Raw genomic sequence first — 26,601 nt, 5'->3', positions numbered from 1 at the left:
AACGATGGATGATTACTTGCGCGGCAAGAGGCGCTGGACTTCCTTCGAGGCATCGGCAAGGGCGTCTTCCGGCGTGGCGGACTGTTCGACGACGCGCGAAAGATTATCCACGATGGTCTGCGTCACCTTCACGCCATTCGAACCGGGGAAGGCGTACCAGGGGATCATCAGCGACATCTGGCTGAGGCCAGCCTTGAAGAGTGGGTTTTCCTCGTAGAACTTGCCGAGATATTCGTCCGACTTTGCAGCCAGTTCGTTGTTGGGCACGTAACCGGTGCCGGGAACAACCACGGAAGCGCCGTATGGTCCGGCAGCGAATTTGGCGAATTTCCATGCAGCATCAAGCTTGGACTGGTCTTCAGTCAGGATGACAACCGCGTTGCCGCCGGTTGGCAGGCGACCCTTTTCTGCGTTGACCAGCGGGATTTTCCCCGTGCGAAGATCGAATTTGTCGCCGACATTCTTGATCGTGTTGCGCAGCGCGCCAGTCGTCTGGAACGAGAAGCCGACCTTGCCAGCCGCAAAAGCCTGTTCGCCCGCAGCCTTGGTCAGAACCGGCATGCCGCCTTCCTTCACCATGCGGTCGACAAGCTTGAAGGCTTCGAGCCCTTCCGGCCCGTCGAAGGCAACCTTCTTCTCGTCGTCGGTCAGCATGGTGCCGCCCGCGCCGAACAGCAGCGCGGAGAACATCCAGTCATCACCCTGCCAGCGGAAGTCGATGCCCTCATTGCCGTTGCCGAGCGCCTTGATCTTGCCGCCCAGTTCAATCACTTCATCCCAGGTGGTGGGTGGAGTGTCGGGATTGCCGCCTGCCGCCTTCAGAAGATCGGCATTGTAGTACATGATCGGGTTGGAGGTCGCGAAAGCAAGGCCGACCTGACGGTCGCCGACACGCGCCAGGCTTAGCAGGTGATCGGTGAAGCCCTGTGCTTCCATGTCGGCTTCTTTTTCGACCAGCGGCTTCAAGTCGACGCCGATATTGCGCTCCGTCAGAACACGCAGGCGGTTCAAACCCGTGAAGGTAATGTCCGGCATTTCCGACGTTCCGGCCTGACGCATGATCGTCTGGATGCCTTCTTCGTAGGTTGCCGATGGGCTGACGAAGTTGATCTTGATGCCCGGATTTTCCTCCATGAACTTGGCTGAGATGTCAGCCATGACATCCTTGAAGAAACCCGGCATCGGATAGTGCACATTGAGGGTGGTGTCGGCGAAAGCCGGTGAGGCAAGGCTTGACGCAACAGCCAGAGCGGCGAGCGTACCAAGATTGCTTGCAAGGCGATTCATGTTTGAACTCCTGTGGAGGATGGAGGGAAGAATTCAGCCCTTGAGGCCGGTGAGGGTGATGCCTTCGATGAAGCGGCGCTGGGCAGCCAGAAATGCCAGCAGCAGCGGCAGGGTGATGATGAGGGTTGCAGCCATCAGCGCCCCGTAATCATCGCCTGCTTCAGCCGCGCGGAAATAGAGAAGGCCCAGCGGTGGCGTGGCGCGTTCCATGCCGTTGACGACGATCAGCGGCCAGAACAGATCGTTCCAGTGCGCAACAACCGAGAAGATCGAGAAGGCGGTGATGGCAGGCCATGCATTGGGCACGATCACCCGCATGACGATGCCTGCTTCCGACATGCCATCGAGACGCGCGGCGCTGATCAGGTCGTCCGGCATGGCGCGGAAGAATTGCAGAAACAGGAAGATGCCGAAGACCGAGATGAAGAACGGAGCGCTGAGAGCAAAATAACTGTTGAGCACGCCGAGCTGGTTGAAGCCGACATAGAAGGGCAGCGCTGTGGCATGGATCGGCACGAGCAGGCCGAGCATGACCATCATCATCATGGTGCGCTGGCCGCGAAAGTTCAGCTTTGCCATGGCATAGGCGCAGGGAATGGCGACCACGACCTGAATGACCAGAACCAGTGCGCAGACAACCACGCCATTGAACAGCAGAAGCCCCATCGGCACGCGGCTGAATGCTTTGACAAGATTATCCCAGAGCGCCCAGTGTTGCGGGATCAGCGACAGCGACGACGAGAAAATATCCTGCTGCGATTTTGCTGCCGTAGACAGCATGAAGATGTAGGGCGCGAGGAAAAGCAGGGCACCCAGTGAAAGAATGCCGAGGCGAAGCGAACGGGCGAGTGACATGGGAGGTCCCCCTCAATAATGGGTGCGGCGGTCCAGCACGCGGAACTGCAACATCATCAGGATCACGAGAACCGCGAGAAAGATCACCGTCATTGCCGAGGCATAGCCGACGCGCAGATAGACGAAGCCTTCCTGATAGATGGTCCAGAGCAGGACTTCCGAAGCCTTGTTCGGGCCGCCCTCGGTCAGCGTCTTGACCGTCTCGAATACCTTCACGGCATTGATGATGCTGATCGTCGTGACAAAAAGCGTGGTGGGGCCGAGCAAGGGCCACGTGACCAGCCGGAAGCGCTCCCAGCTGTTTTTCACGCCGTCAACTTCGGCTGCGGAATAGAGTTCTCGCGGAATGGCCGTCAGACCGGCCAGAAACAGCACCATGTTGAAGCCGACGCTCTGCCAGATGCCGATCAGTGCGAGGCTGAACAGCACCGTCTCGCTGGAGCCGAGCCAGTTAGGACCGGCAATGCCAATCATGCTCAGCATGGCGTTGACGGGACCGAGTGTCGGATGCAGCAGATATTGCCAGACGGTTGCCATGGCAACGAGCAGCGATGCCACCGGCAGGAAATAGACTGTGCGAAAGAAGGATTTACCGCGCACTTCGCCTTCGATGAGGAGCGCGACGCCAAGACCGAGAAAGACGGAAGCGGGCGCTACGATCGCGGTGTAGATGGCGGTGTTCTTCAGCGAGATCAGAAACGTCCGGTCGCTGAACAGTTCGGCATAGTTTTCCAGTCCGATGAATTCGAAACCGTCATAACCGAGCTCGAAATTGGTCAGGCTCCAGAATATGACGGCGGCCGTTGGAAGGAGGATCAGCAGCACGGTCAGAATGATGGCCGGAGCCGCGAGTTTCCAGGCAAGGCGTTCTTCGCGACGGCGGGCTTCCTCTGCCGCCGTGCGCGCGCTGGTGGCTGCGCGGCCGGGTAAAGCAAGATCAGACATGAGCGGCAGCCTTTGCCGGGGATGCAATCTTGACGATGTTCCCGGCGGGCTGGCGCAGGCGCAGACCGTCTTCTGCGAAGAGATGGGCGTTGCTTGCATCGAAATGCAGGCCCACGGGCAGGCCGACGACGATGTCACGGGCTTCTTCGGGGGAAAGCTTCACAGTGAGATCGTGCGAAGCGCCGGGAGCCTTGAGATAGACCAGAACTTCCGAGCCGAGGAATTCGATCCGCGAAACCGTACCCGCAACGCCTGTCTTGTCGTGCGGCTTGAACTGAAAATGCTCAGGACGAATGCCAATGCGGATTTTGGTGCCGGAATGGGCGGCGACGTCCTGCAGGATGGCGCGACCGGCGAAATGCACCATTCCGTTATCGCTGACCAGCGCTTCCAGAATATTGATGCGCGGCGTGCCGATGAATTGCGCGACCTCGATATGGCGTGGATCGTTATAGATCGCGGTTGGCGTGTCGATCTGGAGCAGTTTGCCGCCCATCATCACCGCAACGCGGTCGGCCATGCTAAGCGCTTCGGCCTGATCATGGGTCACGTAGATGGTGGGGACACCGGCGCGGCGATGCAGTTCGACAATTTCCGTACGGGTGTGAACGCGCAGATTGGCATCGAGGTTTGACAGCGGTTCATCCATCAGGAATGCGCCGGGCTGGCGGACGAGTGCGCGGGCAAGCGCCACGCGCTGGCGCTGGCCACCGGACATTTGGCCCGGCTTGCGTTCGAGCAGATGGTCGATTTTGAGGCTGGTGGCCGTTGCCCTGACCTGCTTTTGAATGGCGGCGCGCTTACCACGCTGGCCGGGAATGAAAGCACCGATCATGGGCAGGCGTTCCGCAGCGGTCAGATCGCGCATGGCAAGCGGCACCGCGATATTCTGCGCCGTCGTCAGGTGGGGATAGAGCGCGTAGGACTGGAACACCATGGCGATGTTCCGGTCGGCGGGGTGAGCGCCGGTTATGTTGCGCCCGGCAAGTTCGACGCTTCCTTCATCCGTATGGTCGAGACCGGCGAGAATACGTAGCAATGTGCTCTTGCCGCAGCCCGACGGGCCGACAAGCGCGATGAATTCGCCTTCCGCAGCTTCGATGGAAATGCCATCGAGAATGCGGTTTTCCCCGTAGGATTTGCCGATATCGCGAATGGCAAGCGTGCTCACTGGCTTGCCTCCTCGGTCACTTTCTCACCGTCGCCGGTGTGATGGGGATAGACTTCATGCACCACGTCATCGATGACATAGGGCGTCAGTTCATCGATGCGGACGATGCTGCTTGTGGCAACTTCATCGAGATCGTGAATGGCAGCGCCGAGGACGCGTTCGCCGGGCAGGTCGCGTTCCATCGGCCCAACGATGAAGGCGGCGGCAGGCGCCCAGACATAGTTCGTGCCGAACGCATCGCCTGACCAGGCACGGTGCAGGTGACCGCTGGCATGAAGCTGCACGTTATACTGTGCGAAGAGATCATAAAGGCGCTGACGGGGAGCAGGGCGGATGCCCCAGTAACCGCTGTCGCCTTCATCCGGATCGTCCACGAAGAGCGGCTTGTGCGCGAAGACGGCGACGGGCTTGCCGTCGCTGTTTTTCAGTTCGTCTTCGAGCCAGTGAAACTGCTCTTCTTCTTCGGCTTCACCCGATCCGATGATCAGGCTGTTGAGCCCGATGATGCACCAGTCGCCGAAATTTTCCGCCCAGCGGTCCGGGCCGACATGACGGCGCCAGCGCATCAGGCGCTGCGCATTGACCGGCTGGTGGCTTTCGGGAAGATGGCCGATATCGTGATTGCCCGGAAGACTGAGAACGCGCGCTGGAAGATCGTTCAGGCAGGCGCGGCAAAACAGAAGGTCGGCTTCCACATCGGCGCCATCGACTGTCAGGTCACCGGTGTGGATGATGAGATCGGGCTTTTGCTGATCGATCCAGGCGACGAGCGGTTCCCAGTTGCGATTGAAGTGCGGCTTGATGGGGCTGAGATGGGTGTCTGTAATCTGAACGATCCGCACGGGTACGCTCCTTCTCGGGTCTGTCAATTGTCGCAGCGGCTTTTCGAGCGCGGCTCATCCGCCAGGCGCGTCATGCGCGGCGTCTTGCCGGGGCTTTTAGGCTCGTTGTGTGACAGGCCCGCTGCACTGCAGTGACAGTTGCGTGACATCTGCTTTGGGCGACTCAGAGAAGGTGATTTGCCAATTTTGGAGGCATCGCTTTTTTGCCGATGCTCATGCTTTAGGCGGCTAATCTGCACATTATAATGTTACGAAGTAATTCGTTCCTGTGTAACCGATTGTTATTAAATGTTTATTTGGTCAAATCTAGTCATGCGTAAAACGCATAGCTGCATTGCGATAAAGTCGCATTGCAAAAACAATGGGCACGAGGCATATAAAGGTCATCTCAGCGCTGCGTTTCCTCCTCCCATTTGCGCAGGCTGAGTGTTCCCCTCTGGAGGTTTGCCTCAAAGGCACCTTCAAAACTCAAAGCCAGACATTTGTCTGGCTTTTTTTTTTGGCTTTTCGCCAAGTCGCACTTTTCACTTGAATTGCAGGCACGAAAAAGGGGCCTTTCGGCCCCTCGATCATTCTATGTTCAGATCATTTGCTTTTACGCATTATCCTGCGCAAAACCGCTTCGCACTTTTGCTGGAAATGCTTTAGCGCAGGCTTGCGCAGAAGCGCTGGATGCGGGTGCAAGCTTCTTCGAGCAGCGTATCCGACGTTGCATAGGAAATGCGGAAGTTCGGTCCAAGACCGAATGCCGAACCGTGAACGACGGCCACGCCTTCGGCTTCCAGCAATTCTGTGACGAAGTCTTCATCGGTCTCGATGACCTTGCCAGCTTCCGTCTTCTTGCCGATCAGGTCTGCGCAGGACGGATAGACATAGAAGGCGCCTTCCGGCGTCGGGCACTTGATGCCTTTGGCCTGATTGAGCATCGACACGACCAGATCGCGACGGGCCTGGAAGATCTTCTTGTTTTCCGGAATGAAATCCTGGGTGCCGTTGAGCGCTTCGACTGCGGCCCACTGTGCAATGGAGCAGGCGCCGGAGGTCTGCTGCCCCTGAACCATATCCATGGCCTTGATGAGCTGCAGCGGTCCTGCTGCGTAGCCGATACGCCAGCCGGTCATCGCATAGGCCTTCGACACGCCGTTCATGGTGAGCGTGCGGTCGTAAAGCGAAGGCTCGACCTGCGCAGGGGTCGTGAAGACGAAATCGCCATAGACCAGATGCTCATACATGTCGTCGGTCAGGATCCAGACATGCGGATGACGGACGAGAACTTCAGTCAGGGACTTGAGTTCTGCTTCCGTGTAAGCCGAGCCGGTCGGGTTCGACGGCGAGTTGAAGATCAGCCACTTGGTCTTCGGCGTGATGGCCTTTTCCAGATCGGCGGCGGTCAGCTTGAAATTGTCTTCGATCTTCGTGTTGATGAAAACCGGGTTACCGCCGTTGATCGCTACCATTTCAGGGTAGCTGACCCAATAAGGGGCAGGAACGATGACTTCATCGCCGGGGTTCAGCGTCGCCATGAAGGCGTTGAAGAGAATCTGCTTGCCGCCGGTGCCGACGATGACCTGTTCCGGCTTATAGTCGAGGCCGTTTTCGCGCTTGAACTTGGCGACGATGGCCTGACGCAGTTCAGGAATACCGGCAACGGGCGTATACTTCGTTTCGCCGCGATTGATCGCGTCGATAGCGGCCTGCTTGATATTCGTGGGTGTGTCGAAGTCGGGCTCACCCGCACCGAGACCAATCACGTCCTTGCCCTTGGCTTTCAGTTCACGTGCTTTCTGGCTGACCGCGATGGTTGCAGATGGCTTTACACGAGAAAGGGCGTCGGCGAGAAATGCCATGATTAGATCTCCATAAATGGCAGGCTCTATTAACCGGCACCGGGCACGGTCCGGTTTTGCGCGTTTTCTATGTCCCATCGGCGCGGGAAGCGCAACAGAAGGATTGTCATTTCATCGGCAATTGCCGGATTTCGCAAAAATGTGTTGCCGAAACGAACAGATCGATCAGCAATGCTGACATATTCACGCAACGAAACTGATCGGACGGGCGATCATCCGCTCTATCCGGCCATCAGGTCGCGCAGGCTGCGCGTGGCCATGACTTTGTAGGCTGTTATCAGCGCATTGCATTCGTCCTCCGAAACCTCGACGGCGATGCGCATGGCGGATTCGCCAAAATGCATCAGCAGGAAAGCGGATTCGTCCAGTTGTGCCGGCTCTTTGTCGGGCGCGATTCGACGGATCGTGTCGGCCAGCAATTGGCCGTTCTGCCTGCTTTCGGCAATCTCCAGCTTCGACAGTGATTTGTCGGTTTGGGTGGCCGACCATATGTCACGCATTGCCGGTTCCAGCCGCATCAATGCCAGATACTCATCGATCAATGCATTGAACGCGACAATCAGCTCATCAGCCGAATTGGCCGCTGCAAGCCCTTCCTCGATGCACTGGCGTGATTGCGCGTTACAGCTTTCAAACAAATAGCGGATCAGGGCGCTTTTGTCGGGAAAATACTGATAAAGCGCGCCGATCGAAATGCCGGCTTGCTGTGCAATCTCGCTCATCTTGAGGCTATCGCTGCCTTTGGCGGCGATCAGCACTGTTGCGCATTCGGCTATGCGGCGGATCTTCTCCTGTGCACGGCTCTGGCTGGGCGTGCGGCGCAGGATTGGCGCGCTGATTGTTTCTGTTTCCCTGGCGGACTTCTGCTTCATGACCGACTCACATTTTTCGCTCTTGACAGAATATGAGGATTGCTCACATATTGCAAATATGAGGGTTACTCATATTTTGGAGATGGAGAATGAATATGGATCGGAATGGCCGTTATCTGGTGATTGGTGCTACCGGCAAAACCGGCAGGCGGGTCACGGAGAAGTTGCTGGAGAAGGGATTGCCCGTTCGTGCGGTATCGCGCAGCACCGAAGTTCCCTTTGACTGGAACAACCAGTCCACCTGGGCTGAAGCGCTTGAAGGCATCACGAGCGCCTATGTCACATATCAGCCGGATCTGGCTTTGCCCGGCGCTGTGGATGTCATCCGCGCATTTCTTTCGGCGGCGAAGAAGGCAGATGTGAAGCATATCGTGCTTCTCTCCGGGCGCGGCGAGGAGGAGGCGGAAGCTGCAGAACAGGTTCTGCAAGCGTCCGGGCTGGACTGGACTGTGCTGCGCGCCAGCTGGTTCATGCAGAATTTCAGCGAGAATTACATGCGGGATGAGTTGCTTTCGGGCTCGTTGACCTTGCCGGTCGGACAAACGAAAGAACCCTTCATCGATGCTGATGATATTGCCGACGTGGCCGTCGCCTCGCTTACCGGAGCAGAACATCGCAATCGGCTCTATGAACTGACTGGCCCGGAACTGTTCAGTTTCAACGAGGCGGTAAGCCAGATTGCCAAGGCGACAGGCCGGGAATTATCATTTCACCCGGTTTCGTTCGCTCAATATGAGGCGGCGCTGCACGAGCAGGCATTGCCAGAAGATGTAATCACGCTTTTGCGCTATCTTTTCACCGAGCTTTTCGATGGCCGCAATGCCAATGTGGCACATGGCGTGGAGGAAGCTCTCGGACGAAAGCCGCGCCGGTTTGCAGATTTTGCCCGCAAAGCTGCCGATGAGGGCACATGGGAGGGACGATCATGACAATGAGTTTTCAACTGCTTGTGCTGCTGACGGCATGGGGTAGCGCCATTACAGGCGGCATCTTCTATGCGTTCTCAAGCTTTGTGATGGCCGCGCTGGCACGCATCCCGGCCAATGCAGGTATAACGGCGATGCAGTCGATCAATATCACTGTCATCAACGGTACGTTTTTTGCCGCTTTTTTCGGAACGGCGCTGTTGTGTCTGGTGATTATCGTTCTGGGCCTGATGGGCTATGGAAGCCTGTCGAAATGGGCGATGATCGGCGCTGCCGTCTATCTTGTTGGAACCATCGGCGTCACGATGGTTTTGAATGTGCCGCTGAACGACCAGCTTGCGGCGATGGATGCTAATGCCACCGCATCGGCGGAGGTCTGGCTGGCTTATGTGCGCGACTGGACCATGTGGAATCATGTCCGCACTGTCGCAGCACTGATCGCGGCCCTTATTCTGGGCGCGAGCGCGATGGCAAAGGTCTGAGCAGAAAGCGGACAAACAAAAAAGGCGGGCCCGAGGACCCGCCTTTTCTTTGCCTTACGGCAAAAATTATGCTGCGACGAGGTTGTCGGCAGACGAACGGCCCGAACGACGGTCCTGTACGATTTCGTACGTGACCTTCTGACCTTCATCGAGCGTGGCCAGACCAGCGCGCTGAACAGCGGAAATGTGGACGAATACGTCCGTGCCGCCCTGATCAGGCTGGATGAAGCCGAAGCCCTTGGTCGTGTTGAACCACTTAACTGTTCCCGTAGCCATGGGAAATTCCTTTGTAACATTAGTAGTAGAGTAGTCCGTATGCTTCACATACGTCCCTGTGAATCGAATTTATGGACAGGAGATCGTCAGGAAGCACGGCGGGCCGCACGGGTCGCAAAGTCACTTGACCGAAAAATCGATGTGCTAACTATATGCGACAAATTCGACCAATACAAGACAGCTAGAATGCTAGCTAGAAACTGATTTTATCCAGGCTCCGCGCCATTCCGAGTCCGAGCCGGTCTTTTTGCGCCCAATCGGTCGAGCCAGAACAGCCGGAACAGAATCGGAGCGCTTCCGTCGCATGGCGACATTTCATAATTATCCCAGGTTTCAGGCGTCGCAGCGTTCAATCGCAGATGGAAACAGTTTCTGCGGTGAAGCTCGGCGCCTTCACCGTCCGGGTACTCATAATCGGTGGTTTCGAGATGGAGCATTCCATCGTCATAAAGGAGCCCGGTTTCCTCGGCGAACTCACGATAGGCGGCGGCGAGAATATCTTCTCCCGGATCGACCGTGCCGCGCGGCACCTGAAGCGGGGTTTCAGGAAAATCCGGTTCTTCAAAGACCAGAAGGCGGCCGTTCCAGGTTGCATAAATGAGCACTTTGTCGATGGGCTGGATTGTAACAGTCATGCTGGGCTTCCAGTAGGGTTCGAGTTCAGGCCATAATTGCAACGAATGATTTGCTGTAAAAACCGCATATTGTTGTGGGCCATCACCGATGGTTTGCGCGAAAAGCGTGGTGATCGCCTATCTTTGACTTCCGCGTGACGTAGATAGAGCAGTTCCAGTTAAGACTGAATCGCTGGAACCGCTCTATCTATTTTTTGTGATGCATTCCCGAACGCAAAACCGGTTCCCACTTTTGCTGGAAATGCTCTAATGAGCATGTTGCAAACATATCTGCAAAATTGAGCGGGCGGATGGGCAGCGAGGCAGGACATGACGTCTGAACCAGACCAGGACAAGACGAAGCAGAGTGCTCCTAAAAAAGAGCGCCCCCGCAAAAAGCCCAAACGCAGCGTCAGGGAGCGCCTGCGTAAAAGTTCGGCAAAGCTGATCGGTGGCACGCCATCACGCGACGGAACCGATCTTTTCTCTCAAGTGTCGATGATGGTCGGGGCCTTTATGGTTTCGCCGGTGCGCAACACGCTGGTAGCGCTGGGGACCGGAATTTTCATTCTCATCGTGCTGATCGCCATCGGACAGGTCGCCATCAATCGCTGGAATGAACCTTTCTACGACGCACTCTCCCGCCGGGATTTGCAGGCTTTCTTCCATCAACTGATGGTCTTCTTCGGGATTGCGGGCAGTTTGCTTGTGCTCAATGTGTCGCAGACCTGGCTCAACCAGATGTTCAAGCTGAAGATGCGCGAGGGGCTGGCACGCGACCTGGTGGGGCAATGGCTGGTGCCGGGCAGGGCATTCCGTCTCGCCAATGCGGGCGAAATCGGCATCAATCCCGATCAGCGTCTGCACGAAGATGCGCGTCACTTTGCGGAAATGTCGTGCGACCTTGGGATCAATCTCCTCCAGTCCACTGTCATTCTGGTGAGTTTCGTCGGCGTTCTGTGGTCGCTGTCGAGCGGTTTCGTGTTTCATGTCGCAGGCTATAGCTTTTCGATCCCCGGCTACATGGTCTGGGCGGTGATCATTTATGCGGCGTCCGCCTCATGGCTGACCTGGATCGTCGGGCGCAGTCTGGTCAATATCAACGCCAATCGCTATGCGCGAGAAGCGGATTTCCGCGCATCGCTGATGCGGGTCAACGAACATGTGGACGCCATAACCCTGTCGCGCGGCGAAGGCGACGAAAGGCGTCGCCTCGATCTGGATATTGATGCCGTTCTGGCGGCGATCCGCAAGATCGTCTATGCGACCACGCGATTGACCTGGGTGACGGCCGGTTATGGCTGGCTGACCATCGTTGCGCCAATCCTTGTAGCGGCTCCGGTCTATTTCGGCGGAGGGCTGACATTTGGCGGGCTGATGATGGCTGTCGGCGCATTTACGCAGGTGCATAACGCACTGCGCTGGTTCGTCGACAATTTCGGGGCGATTGCAGACTGGCGGGCCACGCTGCTGCGTGTGGCCAGTTTCCGTCAGGCGGTGCTGCGCATGGACGAGCTCGGCCATCTGGACCGACAGATTGACCTTACGACGAACGACAATGACAGGCTGACGCTGGACGGTGTTTCCATTGCCGCTCCCGATCAGTGCCTGAAGCTCTCCCGCAAGGCCTTTTCAGTAAAACCTGGTGAACGGGTTCTTGTGACGGGTGGGACCGAAACGCAAAGAACGCTGCTGTTCCGCGCATTGGGCGGACTTTGGCCATGGGGCGAGGGGCGGATCGGCATGCCGGTTGGCGATGGTGTCGCCTTCATGCCGCGAGCGCCGTATTTTCCGCCGGGTAACCTCAGGGGCGTGATTGTCTATCCGCTCGATATCACGAAGTTTTCCGAGGAGGATCTGGAAAACGTTTTGCGACGCGCCGGGCTTGAACGACTTTCCACGAGCCTCGACCGCGTTGCGCGCTGGGATCGAGTGCTGACGGACGATGAGCGCCAAAGCATCGCCTTCGCCCGCCTGATCTTGCAAAAGCCCGAGTGGATCGTCATCGATGGTGCGCTCGATGGTCTTGATGCCGAAGCCTATGACCGGATTCGAGACATGCTGAACAATGAACTGAAAGACGCTGCCGTCATCCATCTCGGCAAGCCGCATCTGCACGATGGGCTTTTCACGCAGCAGATTAGCCTGGAAGACGATCCGTCAGGAAAGCCTCTGGAACTGCCAGCCCTGAAAACGGCTTGAAATTGGCCTGAGACCGGCATGAAAAAAGCCGCCGGAATGACCGGCGGCTTTTTCTACTTTTAGGTCTGTACGATCAGAGCATTTCCTGTTTTGATTTAAACGTTGGAAATGCTCTATCTGTTTGTTTTTACGCATTATCCTACGCAAAACCGCTTCGCACTTTTGCTGGAAATGCTCTAGCGGAAGTAATCCTGCAGCGGACGCACTTCCAGCGATCCGGCCTTGAGCGCTGCGATGGCTTCAGCGGCAGATTCCGCTCCGGCCATGGTCGTGTAGTAAGGCAGCTTTTGCATCAGCGTTGCACGACGGATCGACTTGGAGTCGGAAACCGCGCTGGCGCTGTCGGTCGTGTTGAAGACGAGATGGATCTGGCGATTGCGGATCGCATCTTCCACATGCGGACGGCCTTCGATGACCTTGTTGACCTTGGTCGATTCGACGCCGTTGGCTTCGAGGAACTTCTGCGTTCCGCCGGTTGCCATCACCTTGAAGCCGATGCTTGCAAGCTTGCGGACTGCACCCAGCACGCGCTCCTTGTCTTCGTCACGCACCGACACGAACACCGTGCCTTCACGCGGCAGTTCAACGCCTGCACCGAGCTGCGCCTTGGCGAAGGCCAGAGCATAGTCGTAGTCGAGGCCCATGACTTCGCCGGTGGACCGCATTTCCGGTCCGAGCAGCGTGTCGACGCCGGGGAAGCGCGCAAACGGGAACACAGCTTCCTTGACCGCGATGTGCGGACGCTTGGAGCTTGCCGGTTTGCCGCCATAGGCGTTGAGAGCGTCTTCCAGGCTTTCACCGGCCATGATGCGCGCTGCAACCTTGGCAATCGGCGTGCCGATGGTCTTGGCGACGAATGGAACCGTACGCGATGCGCGTGGATTGACTTCAAGGATAAAGATTTCGTCGTCCTTGATGGCAAACTGCACGTTCATCAAACCGCCGACATTGAGCGCTTTGGCAAGTGCTGCGGTCTGACGTTCCAGTTCGGCAACGATTTCAGGCGAAAGCGTATGGACAGGCAGCGAGCAAGCCGAGTCACCCGAGTGGATGCCAGCTTCTTCGATGTGTTCCATGATGCCGGAAACATAGCTGTCCTTGCCGTCGCAGAGGCAGTCCACGTCCACTTCGATAGCCTGTGTCAGATAGGTGTCGAAGAGAAGCGGGTTCTTGCCGAGCAGCGTGTTGATCTGGCCGGTCTTGTCGTTTGGATACTTCGCCTTGATATCTTCCGGCACCAGCTCCGGCACCGTGTCGAGCAGATAGTTCTGCAGCGAACGCTCGTCGGTAATGATCTGCATGGCGCGGCCACCCAGAACATAAGACGGGCGAACAACCAGCGGGAAGCCGAGGTCAGCCGCAATGAGGCGGGCCTGTTCAACCGAATAGGCAATGCCGTTCTTCGGCTGGTTGAGATCAAGCTTGATCAGCAGCTTCTGGAAACGGTCGCGATCTTCGGCAAGGTCGATAGCGTCCGGCGAGGTGCCGAGGATCGGGATGCCGGCCTTTTCAAGCGCATTGGCGAGCTTGAGCGGAGTCTGGCCGCCAAACTGCACGATAACGCCGTGCAGCGTGCCCTTTTCCTTTTCGACGCGCAGGATTTCCAGAACGTCTTCCGCCGTCAGCGGCTCGAAATAGAGACGATCCGAGGTATCGTAGTCGGTCGAAACCGTTTCCGGGTTGCAGTTGATCATGATGGCTTCGTAGTCGGCATCATTGAGCGCGAAAGCTGCATGGCAGCAGCAATAGTCGAACTCGATGCCCTGACCGATACGGTTCGGACCACCGCCGAGAATGACGACTTTCTTGCGGTCGGACACTTCAGCTTCCGAACGCGGCTGGCCGACGAAGGGCGTTTCATAAGTCGAGTACATATAAGCGGTCGGCGAAGCAAATTCCGCAGCACAGGTATCGATGCGCTTGTAAACCGGATGCACATCAAGTTCGCCACGCAGCTTGGCCACGTCTTCGGCGTCCTTGCCGGTGAGGCCTGCTAGGCGCGCGTCTGAGAAACCCATGGCTTTCAGCATACGCAGGTTTTCAGCATCCTGAGGCAGGCCGTGTTCGCGGACGCGCTCTTCGGTCTTCACGATGGCTTCGATCTGCTCGAGGAACCATGGGTCGATCTTGGATGCGTCGTGCACCTGCTCGGTAGTCAGGCCAATGCGCATTGCCTGTGCGACCATGCGCAGGCGGTCCGGCGTCGGCGTGCCGATGGCTGCACGGATCGCGTTCTTCTCGTCGCCTTCCTCAATGTTCGGGATAGCGATTTCGTCAAGACCCGTAAGGCCGGTTTCGAGGCCACGCAGCGCCTTCTGCAAGCTTTCCTGGAAGGTGCGGCCGATGGCCATCACTTCACCGACCGACTTCATGGCGGTGGTCAGGATCGGCGAGGAGCCGGGGAATTTTTCAAATGCAAAACGCGGGATCTTGGTGACGACATAGTCGATCGACGGTTCGAACGAGGCTGGCGTTGCGCCGCCGGTGATGTCGTTGTCGAGTTCATCCAGCGTGTAGCCGACGGCAAGCTTGGCCGCGACCTTGGCAATCGGGAAACCGGTTGCTTTGGAAGCGAGCGCCGAAGAACGCGAGACGCGCGGGTTCATTTCGATGACGATCATGCGGCCATTGGCCGGGTTGATCGCGAACTGCACGTTGGAGCCGCCGGTTTCAACGCCGATCTCGCGCAGCACCGCAATCGAGGCGTTACGCATGATCTGGTATTCTTTGTCGGTCAGCGTCAGCGCAGGCGCGACAGTGATCGAATCGCCGGTGTGCACGCCCATCGGATCGAGATTTTCGATGGAGCAGATGATGATGCAGTTGTCCGCCTTGTCGCGGACGACTTCCATTTCATATTCTTTCCAGCCTAGAACCGACTCTTCGATCAGAACTTCGGTCGTCGGCGATGCGTCCAGGCCGCGCTCGATGATTTCGAAGAATTCCTGACGGTTATAGGCAATGCCACCGCCTGTGCCGCCGAGTGTGAAGCTGGGGCGGATGATGGCCGGGAGGCCAACCACGTCGAGCGCCTGCGCCGCCTTGGCAAGGGCGTGCGTCATGTAACGCTGCTTGCGTTCGACTTCGCCGAGCTGCCATTCGGTTTCAAGCTTGTCGAGTGCCTTGTCGAGATCATCGCCAGCATATTGCGACTTCACTTCAGCGCGCTTGGCTTCGTGACGCTTGCGGTCCTCGTCCTTGATTTCGGTGGCGTTGGCCAGTCTCGATTCCGGCGTATCGAGACCGATCTTTTCCATGGCTTCACGGAAAAGCGCGCGATCTTCAGCCTTGTCGATGGCTTCGGCATGGGCGCCGATCATCTCGACATTGTAGCGCTCCAGCACGCCCATGCGGCGCAGCGACAATGCGGTGTTCAGCGCGGTCTGGCCGCCCATGGTCGGCAGAAGTGCGTCCGGGCGTTCCTTGGCGATGATCTTGGCGACGACTTCCGGCGTGATCGGCTCGATATAGGTCGCATCCGCCAGATCGGGATCGGTCATGATCGTGGCCGGGTTGGAGTTGACGAGGATGATGCGGTAGCCTTCCTCTTTCAACGCCTTACAGGCTTGCGTGCCGGAATAGTCGAATTCGCAAGCCTGGCCGATGACAATGGGGCCCGCGCCGATAATCAGGATCGATTTGATATCTGTACGTTTCGGCATGGGCGCTCATCCTATCTTCTTCGGGCGCATGATCTTGTCCGAAAACCGGTTCCCATTTTTCGGGATCATGCTCTTGTTTCATGCATGTCTTTGTCTCGAAACCGGTTCCCACTTTCGAGAGACATGCTGCTTAGCCTGCCAGAAAAACCCGCACGGTTTACCGGCGGGTTGGCAGCGTATGAATTCTGTGGGCTAAGCGGGCCTTATAGGCAATCGATTCCGAAAGCGGAACCCCACAAATTGCTTTATTTCAAAGAAAGTGGGGGCATTCACGAAAATTCTTGCCTGCCCCGCGCTTTCTCGATGGATGTTATAACCGAACCAAAGCGTTCTCGCGTAGATTTCTGGCTTGCGCGGCTGATCGGCAGCAAGGTACCGTCGTTCGCCAGCAGGCTGAGACCGCCATTGGTTTTGCGCAATTCTGCGACATGCCGGTCAGCAATCCAGTGCGAACGATGGATCTGAAGCCCGCTTGTCTTGCCGACTTCCTTCACGGCATCGGAAAAGCGGAGAAGAATAAGCTCCTGTCCCCGGCTGGTGACGACCCGCGTGTAATGATCCTCGGCGGAGAGGCGCAGGATCGCGCCCCGATTCTCCGGTTTCAGCCGAGCCAGCAATGGCGGCGGCGCATCGGAAAGATTTCTCGGCACGGCTTCCAGATCACGGCGCAGCGTCATGTAGGCGAGAATGCAGAACAGGGCGCTGAGCGGCAGCGAGATTACGGCATTGCCGAGAATAGCTGCCGTCGTCGGCGTTCTGCCTGAAAAACCCCAGTCGATGCACGCAATCCACAGTCCGATCGGCAGAGCAGCAACGACCGCCCCGATCATCATGCGGGCAAAGGCGTGTGTGGCAACAGGTTCCAGAAAGGCATCAGCCAGAACGGAAAACACGATTGCCGTGGACCATCCGGCAAACTGCACGGAGAGCCAGTAAAAGAAGCGAACCGCCACCGGCATGGACTGGTCCGTTCCGAATGGGCCCGTAATGGTGAAGATCAGAACTATAACAATGAAGGTGCCCCACAGACGCGGCGCCCGAATAATGGTCGCCAGTTCGCGAAGCGCGAATTGCAACAAGCCGCCGGTCACGTAGTTTTCCTGCATTTGACGCCGTTTCGATTGAGACGAGTGCAGTCTTGTTGAAAGCGACAGGAAATTCAACAGGAACCCTGCGATGAACTTCGAACCGCTTTTTCATGCACCGCTTGCCATTCAAATTCATGTGGCGACTGTTCTGCCTGCTGCGATTATCGGACTTGTCATTTTCATGCGCCGTAAAGGCACCGCGCTGCACAAGGTGCTTGGGCGACTATGGATGGTCCTGATGATTGCAACTGCAATATCCAGTTTCTTCATTCACGAGATCAACCTCGTCGGCGGTTTCAGTCCGATACACATTCTTTCGATACTGGTGCTGTCGGGATGCGTGCGCGCTGTCGCTGCAGCCCGAGCGGCGCAGATCGAGCCTCATCGTAGAATCATCAGAAGCGTTTATCTGGGTGGTATTCTCGGGGCAGGGGCCTTCGCGTTCATGCCGGGGCGCATCATGAATGAGGTCGCGTTTCCCTATGGCTGGAAGTCGCCAGTTCTTGTGGCATGCCTTCTACCGGTGCCTGTTGCGGCAGTTTTTATCTATCGAAGCAGAAAACGCTTTCTTGTGTCCAAACTATTGCGAAAGCGTCTTCGTTTGTGATTGACGCTGCCATTTACTTTTTATGTTGCCGTGCCAACTCTTTATGCGACAATTGCATGTATGGTTTGATGTCGTTTGGTCGTCGACGGCACGGTGAAGGGGAGATGGTCAATGCGCTGGCAAGGCCGTAGACAAAGCGACAATGTGGAAGATGTGCGCGGAGAGCAGGGTGGGGGCGTAGGCGGCGGCTTCGGTCGCGGTGGTGGCCTTGGCGGTCCCGGCTTCCGCATTGTGCGCGGTGGTGGAATTTCAGGCATTCTCATTCTGGTGGTGATGTTCTTCGTATTGCGTGCAGTCGGTATCGATCCGCTGCCGATCCTCTTCGGTGATGGCAGCATGGGGCCGAGCGTGACGCAGCAGGCCGGACAATCTGGAAGAACAGTTGCCGAGGGCGGCAATGTTGCCAATGACGAGACGACGCAGTTCGCCCGCACGGTGCTGGCCGAGACGGAAGACGTCTGGAACGGCATTTTCCAGTCACGCGGGCAAACTTACACGCCGCCGACAATGGTGCTCTTTTCCGGACAGGTTCGTTCGGCATGCGGCTTTGCTTCTGCAGCATCCGGACCGTTTTATTGCCCCGGTGATCGCAAGCTCTACATCGATCTGAGCTTCTATAAGGAACTGGCAAACCGTTTCGGCGCTTCCGGCGATTTTGCGCAGGCCTATGTTCTGGCGCATGAAGTGGGCCACCATGTCCAGAACCTGCTTGGCATTCTGCCCAAGTTCAACCAGATGCGTCAGCAGATGAGTGAAGCGCAGGCCAACCAGATGTCGGTTCGTGTTGAGCTTCAGGCTGATTGCTTCGCCGGTGTGTGGGGCTATTACACGGAACAGAAGGGTATTCTTGAGACAGGCGACCTTGAAGAGGCGCTCAATGCAGCACATCAGATCGGTGACGATACGCTGCAAAAGCGCAGCCAGGGTTATGTCGTGCCTGAAAGCTTCAATCACGGCACCTCCGCACAGCGCGCCAAGTGGTTCCAGCGCGGCTTCGATAGTGGCAAGCTGGAATCCTGCGACACGTTCAGCGGCGATGTTTAAAGTGCCTGCAATATTTTAGAAAAGGCGGTTTCGACCGCCTTTTTCTTTATGCAGGACAAGCACCCGCTCTTTTTGTCCAAACCCGGTAATATTCGTCTTGTCGTGAAATAATTTTCCAGATAAATGCTTTTGCACCGGCGCGGCCTTTTCCGATTTGCAAGCGTGACGTTCAATTTTGAGCGACGATGGCGCGCGAGTTCTCCAATCAACACAATTTATGATTGTTCCACCTTGTCTGTCGTGGAGCATATTTCAGGTGTCCCATGCATGATCCCCAGTTTGTACGGCGGGGCTTGTTACTCGTCTTTATGACACTGTTTCTCGACATTATCGGCATTGCTATCATCATGCCGGTTCTGCCGGCCTTTCTTGAAGAGCTGACCGGCGCGGATATCAGCACTGCTGCTGTCGACGGCGGCTGGCTCTTGCTGGTTTATGCCGGAATGCAATTCCTGTTTGCGCCGATGATCGGCAATTTGAGCGACCGTTTCGGGCGGCGCCCGGTTCTGCTCGCCTCGATCTTTACCTTTGCGCTCGACAATCTGATCTGCGCGCTCGCAACCACCTACTGGATGCTTTTCGTCGGCCGGGTGCTGGCAGGTATCAGCGGAGCGAGCTTCGCCACGGCGTCGGCATACATTGCGGATGTCAGCGATGACAGCAATCGTGCGCGCAATTTCGGACTGATCGGCATTGCCTTCGGTGTCGGCTTTGCGCTTGGCCCGGTTCTGGGCGGCTTGCTGGGTGAGTTCGGTCCACGTGTTCCGTTCTATGGAGCGGCGTTCCTGTCATTCATCAACTTCATCCTGGCCTATTTCCTGTTGCCGGAGACATTGACACGCGAAAACCGGCGCACGTTCCAGTTTGCCCGGGCCAATCCGCTCGGCGCACTCAAGCAGATGCGAAGCTATCCCGGCATCGGCTGGGTGGTGCTGGTCTTCTTCCTGTTCTGGCTGGCACATGCGGTCTATCCGTCCGTCTGGGCCTTCGTAGGTGCTTATCGATATAACTGGAGCGAAGCCCAGATCGGCTTGTCGCTCGGGCTTTTCGGTATCGGGGCGGCATTCGTCATGGCACTGGTTCTGCCACGGGTTCTGCCAATACTCGGCGAGCGGCGCACGGCAATTATAGGTGTGCTGTTCTCCTGTCTGGGCATGATCGGCTATGCCATAGCATGGGAAGGCTGGATGGTTTACGCCGTCATTTTCCTGACGGCGCTGGAAGGTCTGGCCGATCCGCCGCTACGCAGTATTGCGGCGGGCAAGGTTCCGCCTTCTGCGCAAGGCGAATTGCAGGGCGCGCTGACAAGCGTGTCGAGCATTACGACGATTATCGGTCCGCTTATCTTCACGCAGCTTTTCGCCGTGTTTACCGGCATGAACGCGCCGTTCGTCTTTGCGGGCATGCCCTATGCCGTCGGTGCGGGGCTGGTCTTTCTGGCGCTGGTTATTGTGGTGGCGCGGGTGCGCCCGACACCATCGGCCAAGCTGTCAGAGGTTTGATCGATACGAAAAACAGAAAAGGCCGGAGTTTTCACTCCGGCCTTTTACTGTGATAACTCGTGAGGCAGGGTTAAGCTGCCTGTTCGCGTTCCGGAAGCGGCGTTTCGCCCTTCTTTTCGCGGATCAGGTTGATGAAGCGACGGAACAGATAGTGCGAATCCTGCGGGCCGGGCGATGCTTCTGGATGGTGCTGCACCGAGAATACCGGCTTGCCGACGACGCGCAGGCCGCAATTGGTGCCGTCGAAGAGCGACACATGCGTTTCCTCGACATTTTCCGGCAGCGAATCTGAATCGACCGCGAAGCCGTGGTTCATCGATACGATCTCGACCTTGCCCGTCGTGTAGTCTTTGACAGGATGGTTGGCGCCGTGATGGCCCTGATGCATTTTCTCGGTGCGTCCGCCAAGCGCGAGCGCCAGCATCTGGTGGCCGAGGCAGATGCCGAAGACCGGAAGATCGGTTTCGACAAGCTTCTTGATGGTTGGCACGGCATATTCGCCGGTTGCGGCCGGATCGCCAGGACCGTTAGACAGGAAAACGCCATCCGGGTTGTGGGCCAGAACGTCTTCAGCCGTCGCAGTTGCAGGAAGCACTGTGACTTTGGCGCCGAGGCCGGTGAGCAGGCGCAAAATGTTGCGCTTCACGCCGAAGTCGAGCGCTACCACGTGATAGTCCGGGGTGTCCTGTTCGCCATAGCCGTCTGCGAGCGTCCATGGTGTTTCCTTCCATGTGAGGCTCTGGCCGATGGTGACGTCTTTGGCAAGATCGAGATTTTCCAGGCCGCTCCATGCGGCAGCGCGCGCCTTGAGTGCATCGAGATCGAACTTGCCGCTCGGATCATGCGCGATGACTGCGTTCTGCGCACCGCGCTCGCGGATGAGCGAGGTCAGCGCACGCGTATCGATATCGGCGAGCGCAATAACGCCGCGCTGCTTCAGCCAGGCATCCAGATTTTCCGTTGCGCGGAAATTCGATGGCGAGGTGATGTCGGCCTTGAAGATCGCGCCGACAGCACCGTGGCGATTGGCTGGCGTCAGGTCTTCGATATCTTCAACATTGGTGCCGACATTACCGATATGCGGGAAGGTGAAGGTTACGATCTGACCGGCATAGGACGGATCGGTCAGGATTTCTTCGTAACCGGTCAGCGCCGTGTTGAACACGACTTCGGCTTCGACCGCGCCGATGGCGCCAAGGCCCTTGCCTTCGATCACGGTTCCATCGGCGAGTACGAGGACGGCGGTTCGCTTCTCAACAGTCCAGGGTGCTGTTTTCGGTGTGGTTTCTGTCATGGTCTGCACTCCTGTTTCGTTAGCTGCACGCCAGCGTGTGCTGTTATTTCGTTACCAGTTAGTGCGCCGAACTGATGGAATCAAATCGACACCCTAACTGTTTGTTTTCGTGCATGCCGTTGTCCCAAAACCGGTTCCCACTTTTGGGCGGCATGCTTTAGGCGGCACGCATCCGTGTTTCAACCAGCCACAGTGCCGCTAAGGGCGGATGGCTTGAAAGATGAAGCGTCAAGGGTCATATATGCGCCAAAAGGCAGCGGGGATTTAAACCTCCCGCCGCGAGCACGTGCCGATGTCCTGCTAAGCCTTGAGCAATAGAGAAACTTGAAGGCCGGGTCAATCGTCCGAAGCCATGCTTTCCTGAAATAATGACGATAATCGCCGTATTATTATTTCGCGGGATGGCGGTTCGGACAGCTCGGCGTTTCTATGCGCTTGCTGTATAGATGCACGAGACGAACAACACAGAACAACACCGTCAGGAGAGACGTTATGCTTCGCCAGGAGATTTCCCAGGCCCTCACAACCGCGCTGAAAGCACAGGAGAAGCGTCGCACGTCGACGCTGCGCCTTATTCTGGCTGCGGTAAAGGACCGAGATATCGCCAACCGCACCGCTGGCAAGGATCCGGTCGGGGATGAAGAACTGCTGGGCATTCTCGGCAAGATGGTCAAGCAGCGCGAAGAGTCCGCTCGCATCTATGAAGAAGGCAGCCGCCTTGAGCTTGCTGAAGCCGAGCGTGAGGAAATCACGATCATCACCGAGTTTCTGCCGCAGCAGATGACCGAAGATGAGATCAAGCAGGCCTGCGCGGATGTGATTGCTGAAATCGGTGCCCAGGGTCTCCGCGACATGGGCAAGTGCATGGCTGTCCTGAAAGAGCGCTATGCAGGCAAGATGGATTTCACCAAAGCCAGTGCTATCGTGAAATCGCTTTTGCAGTGAAAGCGTGAAGCTTAACGGCCCTTCGTTTTGTTTAGCCCCCGCTCAGCGGGGGCTTTTTTGAATATCATCAGCTCTGCTTGACCGTCTTGAGGCGCGTATCGCTGAGGAGGCCCTGTTCCTCGAGGACTGGATAGGCCATTGAGGCGAGAAGCGAGTTGATCTGCTTGAGGTCTCGGATCGTATCGAGATGGATGGTGCTGGTTTCGATGCTGCGGGTGGCGCCTTCACGCAGCCGGGTGAAATGGCGCAGGCTGGTCTGCTTTTCCAGTTCCCGCAGCCGGTCCTTTTCCTGCACGAGCTGGCGGGCCGTGCGCCCGTCGCGTGAAACGATCACGTTGAACGCCATATGCGCATTGGCCAGAACCATGGCGTGGAAATGGCTGAGTTCCGTCCAGCCTTCCTCGGTGAATTCCAGTTTGTGGTCCATCTTCTTTTGAACCTGCGCCAGCATGTTGCGCACGATGATGTCGCCTACCTGTTCAAGCTTCACACATGCGCCCAGCAGTTCCTGCATGCGCAATGACTCGAAGTCGGTCATCTCATGGGTTGCAAGCCGGGTCAGGTAAAGCTTGATCGCGGCATGGCGCTTGTCCACGCGGTCATCAAGGGCTTCCAGCTCATCGATCCGCAGCTGATCGGGCTTTTCATAAAGCTCGATGATCCGCCGCAGCATGACTTCGATCGTGTCGCAGACGCCGACCACTTCGCGGGTTGCATTGGCAAGCGCCTGCGAGGGCCGGTCGAGAACGGCAGTATCGAGCGCGCTATATTGTTCGATCTCGATTGGTTGTTGTGCAGCCGGAGCGTTCTTGCCCGCATTGAGATTGACCAGCGCCTCGGTTGCACGCAGCACGAGGCCGGAAAGCGGAATGCCGGCAATCATCACGATGACATTGAACAGGATATGCGCATTGACCACCTGCGAGACCGGATCGACGCCAAGGAAGGCGACCGACGGTTTGAAGGTCTGGTAAAGCACCAGCATGATGAGCGATCCGGCACCGCGCATCAAAAGATTACCGAGCGGCACGACGCGAGTTTCCGGCGGCGCATGGCGGGTCAGGATCGGGGCGATGATCGACGACCCCAGATTGACGCCCAGAACCATCACCACGGCAAGTTCGGGCTGGATCAGCCCGCGCGAGGCAAAGGTGGTGAGCAGGATGACGGCGGCAACGCTGGAATGAAACAGCCATGTCATCAGGGCTGCGAGCAGATAGGCTGTGATCGGATCGCCGGACAGATAGTCGACGATGACCGGCAGCAATTCGCTTTGCCGCAACGGCTCTGTGGCCTGGCCGGTCATTTCCAGCGACATGATGAGAAGACCGATGCCGACCAGAATGCGGCCGATCTGGCGCCAGTCGCGGCGCTCGGTGGTCATGAAGATACCTGTGCCGATGACCAGGCAGAGCGGCACCAGAAGCGTGAGATCGTAGCTCAGGATCTTGACGACAAGGGCGGAGCCAAGCTCGCCACCGCGCACGGCCATGAGGCCTGCGACACCGCTGACAAAACCTGAACCGACGAATGAACCGACGAGAAGCGTGACCGCTGTCGAGCTTTGCAGGGCGATAGCAAGGGCAAGGCCGAAGGCGACGGAAAGCAGCGGGTTCTGCATCTGGTTGCGCAGGCGTCTGCGCAGCCGGTCGCCATAGGCACGCTCCACCCCGGTCCGCACCATCCGCGTCGCCCAAAGCAAAAGCGCAACTGCACCGGCCAGATGCAAAAGGACCAAAGAACCGTTCACGGCAAAATCCCTTCGGGTTGGAGGTGGGTGTTGTAACTCAAGGTGATTAAGCTAACGCAACAAATGAAGAAAAAATATGTTCCGGCTAATCAAATCTTCAAGAGATATGGGCTTGTTCGCAATAAAATGCAATCCATTCCCGCAGCGTCATGACGAACATATGACAGTTTTGTGACAATGCGCTTGTTTGGCAGCGACATGTGATTAGCGGGGAGGGACATGCCTGCGCGATGGACTGTCAGAGCGGGCGCGCCTATATACTCTCTGGAATACACGCTTGCTGCCTGTATGACCTGCCTGAATAAATCGAAAGTGAAATTTGTAATGCGTTTCTCGCCATCCTTTCTCGATGAGATCAGAGACCGCGTCCCGATCTCGACGCTGATAGGAACGCGCGCTTCGTTCGACCGCAAGAAAAGCAATCCCCCTAAGGGCGATTTCTGGGCCTGCTGTCCGTTCCATGGCGAAAAGACGCCAAGCTTTCACTGTGAAGACCGCAAGGGCCGCTATCATTGTTTCGGTTGCGGTGTGACGGGCGATCACTTCAAGTTTCTGACCGACCTTGAGGGCTTGAGCTTTCCGGAGGCGGTGGAACGGGTCGCCGATATGGCTGGCGTTCCAATGCCGGCGCGCGATCCCGAAATGGAAAAGCGCGAGGCACAACGCGCAACACTTTACGATGTCATGGAACTGGCAGCGCAGTTTTTCGAAAGTCAGTTGCAAAGCGCCGTCGGTGCCAAGGCGCGCGCCTATTTGCGGGATCGCGGACTTTCGACCGCAACGCAGCAATCTTTCCGCATTGGCTATGCGCCGGAATCGCGCAATGCATTGAAGGAATTTCTGGCAGGCAAAGGTGTTTCCCGCGAGCAGATCGAGGCATGCGGCCTTGTCGTGCACGGTGAAGGAATTGCCGTTTCCTATGACCGTTTTCGCGATCGTGTCATGTTTCCGATTGAAGATCTGCGCGGGCGGATCATCGCTTTCGGCGGGCGGGCGCTTTCTGCGGATGCCCCGGCCAAATATCTGAACTCGCCGGAAACTGAACTGTTTCACAAGGGGCGGGTTCTTTATAACGGCTTGCGGGCGCGCAAGGCCTGCCAGCCGCAAGGTGGTGAGCCTGCCAAATCCATCATCGCTGTTGAAGGCTATATGGATGTGATTGCGCTGGCGCAGGCAGGTATCCATCAGGTGGTGGCTCCGCTTGGCACGGCGCTTACCGAAGAACAGCTCGAACTTCTCTGGCGCATCAGCCCGGAACCTGTTCTGTGCTTCGACGGTGACGGGGCCGGGCTTCGCGCCGCCTATCGCGCCGTCGATCTCGGACTGCCTGCCTTGCAACCAGGCAAATCACTGCGATTTGCGCTTCTTCCAGAAGGGCAGGACCCGGATGATCTGGTCAAGGCCGAAGGTCCGGCGGCATTTCATGTGGTTTTGCGCGATGCGAAGCCGCTGGTCGATATGGTGTGGACGCGGGAAACGACGGGTGGGGTATTCGATACGCCGGAACGTCGGGCTGAACTCGAAGCGCGCCTGCGTGAAATTACCAGCCGCATCGCGAATGAGGATATCCGGCGGCATTACAGTCAGGATATGCGCGAGCGGGCACAGGCCTTTTTCGGCCAGGGACGTCGTCAGGGGTATCAAGGCGGTGGTCAGCGCAATTCGTCTTTCAACCGCCGGAATGATGGTGGACGTGGCGGATCGGCTGGCGGTAATGGCCGTCTTGCGATTTCGGATAGTCTGGTGCGCTCGACGCTCGTAAAAGGCGGCAGGCCTGGCGCGGGATCGCATGCCCCGTTGCGCGAAACGGCTATCGTGCTGACGCTTCTCAATCATCCGCGTCTGATCGAAGAGGATTTCGAGACGCTGGCGGCTCTTGATCTGGGGCATGAAGTCCTTAAGTCGCTGCATCTGGCCATGCTGGATGTGCTGGCTGCCGGACACATGGAAGACGGCGTCGCCATGCGGCGTGCTTTGGTGAATGCCGGTCATGGCGACCAGATTGAAATGCTCGAACTCGTGGTCAGGGGCGCGAAGCTCTGGACCGCGACAGCATTGGCGGCTGAAGACGATGCGCGCGAAGCCCTTCGGCAGGCGCTTCACTTGCATCAGCGCGCCCGCACACTACATAAGGAGCTGCGAGCCGTTGAGGCCGCGCTTGAAACAGACGAGACGGGCGAATTGTTTGCGCGTCTCAAAGATATACAAAATCAGATTTTGAAAGCTGATGCGACTGAAGCTCTGATCGACGGTTTTGGCCTGTCTTCGGGGCGCCCGCCCGGCGGTTTCTGATTCGGCTTTCCGAATCAGTTCGGCAAGAACAGCCCGAATGCGGGGGTTGCGATCCGGAAAACGTGCTCTATCTGGCCAACGATGAGGCCGCGACAACA

The 26,601-nt window shown here is 57.4% G+C and carries 21 protein-coding genes and 2 pseudogenes; 8 read left to right on the top strand and 15 right to left on the bottom strand.

Translation table 11 applies throughout. From position 1 onward, the window contains the following. Positions 1 to 12 precede the first annotated feature (12 nt). From CQZ93_RS09285 to CQZ93_RS09250, 8 genes and pseudogenes are all read right to left on the bottom strand, one after another. Positions 13 to 1,287 carry an ABC transporter substrate-binding protein gene (locus tag CQZ93_RS09285; RefSeq protein WP_105542311.1) on the bottom strand — a complete coding sequence of 425 codons (1,275 nt, stop codon included), beginning with the start codon at positions 1,285 to 1,287 and terminating at the stop codon, positions 13 to 15. Between the two features lie 33 nt (positions 1,288 to 1,320). Beyond that, complete coding sequence (locus CQZ93_RS09280; RefSeq protein WP_105542310.1) at positions 1,321 to 2,142, bottom strand: carbohydrate ABC transporter permease; 822 nt, start codon at positions 2,140 to 2,142, stop codon at positions 1,321 to 1,323. A 12-nt stretch (positions 2,143 to 2,154) separates the two neighbouring features. Next, complete coding sequence (locus tag CQZ93_RS09275; protein WP_105542309.1) at positions 2,155 to 3,087, bottom strand: carbohydrate ABC transporter permease; 933 nt, start codon at positions 3,085 to 3,087, stop codon at positions 2,155 to 2,157. Further along, a complete protein-coding gene (locus CQZ93_RS09270) occupies positions 3,080 to 4,258 on the bottom strand; it encodes an ABC transporter ATP-binding protein (protein ID WP_105542308.1) in 1,179 nt (392 codons plus the stop codon). Before CQZ93_RS09270 ends, CQZ93_RS09275 begins: the two co-directional genes overlap by 8 nt. Continuing rightward, on the bottom strand, positions 4,255 to 5,100 hold the full coding sequence (locus tag CQZ93_RS09265) for a metallophosphoesterase family protein (protein ID WP_105542307.1): 846 nt from the start codon (positions 5,098 to 5,100) through the stop codon (positions 4,255 to 4,257). Before CQZ93_RS09265 ends, CQZ93_RS09270 begins: the two co-directional genes overlap by 4 nt. A 383-nt stretch (positions 5,101 to 5,483) precedes the next feature. Next, positions 5,484 to 5,673, bottom strand: a pseudogene (locus CQZ93_RS09260) (hypothetical protein). Positions 5,674 to 5,744: 71 nt separating this feature from the next. After that, the gene (locus CQZ93_RS09255; RefSeq protein ID WP_105542306.1) at positions 5,745 to 6,947 is read right to left on the bottom strand and encodes a pyridoxal phosphate-dependent aminotransferase; all 1,203 of its coding nucleotides are present in this window, start codon (positions 6,945 to 6,947) and stop codon (positions 5,745 to 5,747) included. 221 nt (positions 6,948 to 7,168) lie between these two features. Next, positions 7,169 to 7,819 carry a TetR/AcrR family transcriptional regulator gene (locus tag CQZ93_RS09250; RefSeq protein ID WP_105542305.1) on the bottom strand — a complete coding sequence of 217 codons (651 nt, stop codon included), beginning with the start codon at positions 7,817 to 7,819 and terminating at the stop codon, positions 7,169 to 7,171. Positions 7,820 to 7,908: 89 nt separating this feature from the next. Here CQZ93_RS09250 and CQZ93_RS09245 point away from each other — a divergent pair, with 89 nt between their 5' ends. Further along, a complete protein-coding gene (locus CQZ93_RS09245) occupies positions 7,909 to 8,748 on the top strand; it encodes an NAD(P)H-binding protein (protein ID WP_105542304.1) in 840 nt (279 codons plus the stop codon). Then, on the top strand, positions 8,745 to 9,227 hold the full coding sequence (locus CQZ93_RS09240) for an anthrone oxygenase family protein (protein WP_105542303.1): 483 nt from the start codon (positions 8,745 to 8,747) through the stop codon (positions 9,225 to 9,227). The genes CQZ93_RS09245 and CQZ93_RS09240 overlap by 4 nt, the downstream gene beginning before the upstream one ends. A 66-nt stretch (positions 9,228 to 9,293) precedes the next feature. Here CQZ93_RS09240 and CQZ93_RS09235 read toward each other — a convergent pair whose 3' ends face one another. Beyond that, positions 9,294 to 9,503 (bottom strand): cold-shock protein, encoded by a 210-nt coding sequence (locus CQZ93_RS09235; RefSeq protein ID WP_007875924.1) that lies wholly within the window; start codon positions 9,501 to 9,503, stop codon positions 9,294 to 9,296. 193 nt (positions 9,504 to 9,696) lie between these two features. Beyond that, positions 9,697 to 10,138, bottom strand: a pseudogene (locus CQZ93_RS09230) (NUDIX hydrolase). Between the two features lie 309 nt (positions 10,139 to 10,447). On the opposite strand from CQZ93_RS09230, the gene CQZ93_RS09225 reads away from it, so the two are divergent. Then, positions 10,448 to 12,319 carry an ABC transporter ATP-binding protein/permease gene (locus tag CQZ93_RS09225; RefSeq protein WP_105542302.1) on the top strand — a complete coding sequence of 624 codons (1,872 nt, stop codon included), beginning with the start codon at positions 10,448 to 10,450 and terminating at the stop codon, positions 12,317 to 12,319. A gap of 176 nt (positions 12,320 to 12,495) precedes the next feature. Here the strand turns inward: CQZ93_RS09225 and carB are convergent, their stop codons facing one another. Then, a complete protein-coding gene (gene carB / locus CQZ93_RS09220) occupies positions 12,496 to 15,981 on the bottom strand; it encodes a carbamoyl-phosphate synthase large subunit (RefSeq protein ID WP_105542301.1) in 3,486 nt (1,161 codons plus the stop codon). Positions 15,982 to 16,250: 269 nt separating this feature from the next. Further along, the gene (locus CQZ93_RS09215) at positions 16,251 to 17,087 is read right to left on the bottom strand and encodes a LytTR family DNA-binding domain-containing protein (protein WP_105542300.1); all 837 of its coding nucleotides are present in this window, start codon (positions 17,085 to 17,087) and stop codon (positions 16,251 to 16,253) included. A gap of 70 nt (positions 17,088 to 17,157) precedes the next feature. Here CQZ93_RS09215 and CQZ93_RS09210 point away from each other — a divergent pair, with 70 nt between their 5' ends. Both CQZ93_RS09210 and ypfJ read left to right on the top strand, forming a co-directional pair. Continuing rightward, entirely contained in the window at positions 17,158 to 17,676 is a 519-nt protein-coding gene (locus CQZ93_RS09210; protein ID WP_105542299.1) for a DUF2306 domain-containing protein, read from the top strand. A 111-nt stretch (positions 17,677 to 17,787) separates the two neighbouring features. Beyond that, the gene (ypfJ, locus tag CQZ93_RS09205; RefSeq protein ID WP_105542298.1) at positions 17,788 to 18,720 is read left to right on the top strand and encodes a KPN_02809 family neutral zinc metallopeptidase; all 933 of its coding nucleotides are present in this window, start codon (positions 17,788 to 17,790) and stop codon (positions 18,718 to 18,720) included. Positions 18,721 to 18,735: 15 nt separating this feature from the next. On the opposite strand, the gene CQZ93_RS26355 is transcribed toward ypfJ, so the two are convergent. Further along, positions 18,736 to 18,969 (bottom strand): hypothetical protein, encoded by a 234-nt coding sequence (locus CQZ93_RS26355; RefSeq protein ID WP_146114437.1) that lies wholly within the window; start codon positions 18,967 to 18,969, stop codon positions 18,736 to 18,738. A 14-nt stretch (positions 18,970 to 18,983) separates the two neighbouring features. Here CQZ93_RS26355 and CQZ93_RS09200 point away from each other — a divergent pair, with 14 nt between their 5' ends. Further along, the gene (locus CQZ93_RS09200) at positions 18,984 to 20,222 is read left to right on the top strand and encodes a TCR/Tet family MFS transporter (RefSeq protein WP_105542297.1); all 1,239 of its coding nucleotides are present in this window, start codon (positions 18,984 to 18,986) and stop codon (positions 20,220 to 20,222) included. 70 nt (positions 20,223 to 20,292) lie between these two features. Here CQZ93_RS09200 and carA read toward each other — a convergent pair whose 3' ends face one another. Further along, complete coding sequence (carA, locus tag CQZ93_RS09195; protein WP_105542296.1) at positions 20,293 to 21,516, bottom strand: glutamine-hydrolyzing carbamoyl-phosphate synthase small subunit; 1,224 nt, start codon at positions 21,514 to 21,516, stop codon at positions 20,293 to 20,295. Between the two features lie 492 nt (positions 21,517 to 22,008). Here carA and CQZ93_RS09190 point away from each other — a divergent pair, with 492 nt between their 5' ends. Further along, a complete protein-coding gene (locus CQZ93_RS09190) occupies positions 22,009 to 22,461 on the top strand; it encodes a GatB/YqeY domain-containing protein (protein ID WP_105542295.1) in 453 nt (150 codons plus the stop codon). A 67-nt stretch (positions 22,462 to 22,528) separates the two neighbouring features. Here CQZ93_RS09190 and CQZ93_RS09185 read toward each other — a convergent pair whose 3' ends face one another. After that, entirely contained in the window at positions 22,529 to 24,211 is a 1,683-nt protein-coding gene (locus CQZ93_RS09185) for a Na/Pi cotransporter family protein (protein WP_105542294.1), read from the bottom strand. A 324-nt stretch (positions 24,212 to 24,535) separates the two neighbouring features. Between CQZ93_RS09185 and dnaG the strand changes: the two genes are divergently transcribed. Continuing rightward, the gene (gene dnaG, locus CQZ93_RS09180; RefSeq protein ID WP_105542293.1) at positions 24,536 to 26,503 is read left to right on the top strand and encodes a DNA primase; all 1,968 of its coding nucleotides are present in this window, start codon (positions 24,536 to 24,538) and stop codon (positions 26,501 to 26,503) included. Positions 26,504 to 26,601: the final 98 nt, after the last annotated feature.

This window comes from Ochrobactrum vermis (assembly GCF_002975205.1).
In the GTDB taxonomy this organism is placed as follows: Bacteria; Pseudomonadota; Alphaproteobacteria; order Rhizobiales; family Rhizobiaceae; genus Brucella; species Brucella vermis.
Note: the sequence above shows the minus strand (reverse complement) of the source record. Positions and strands in the feature narration are given on the sequence as shown.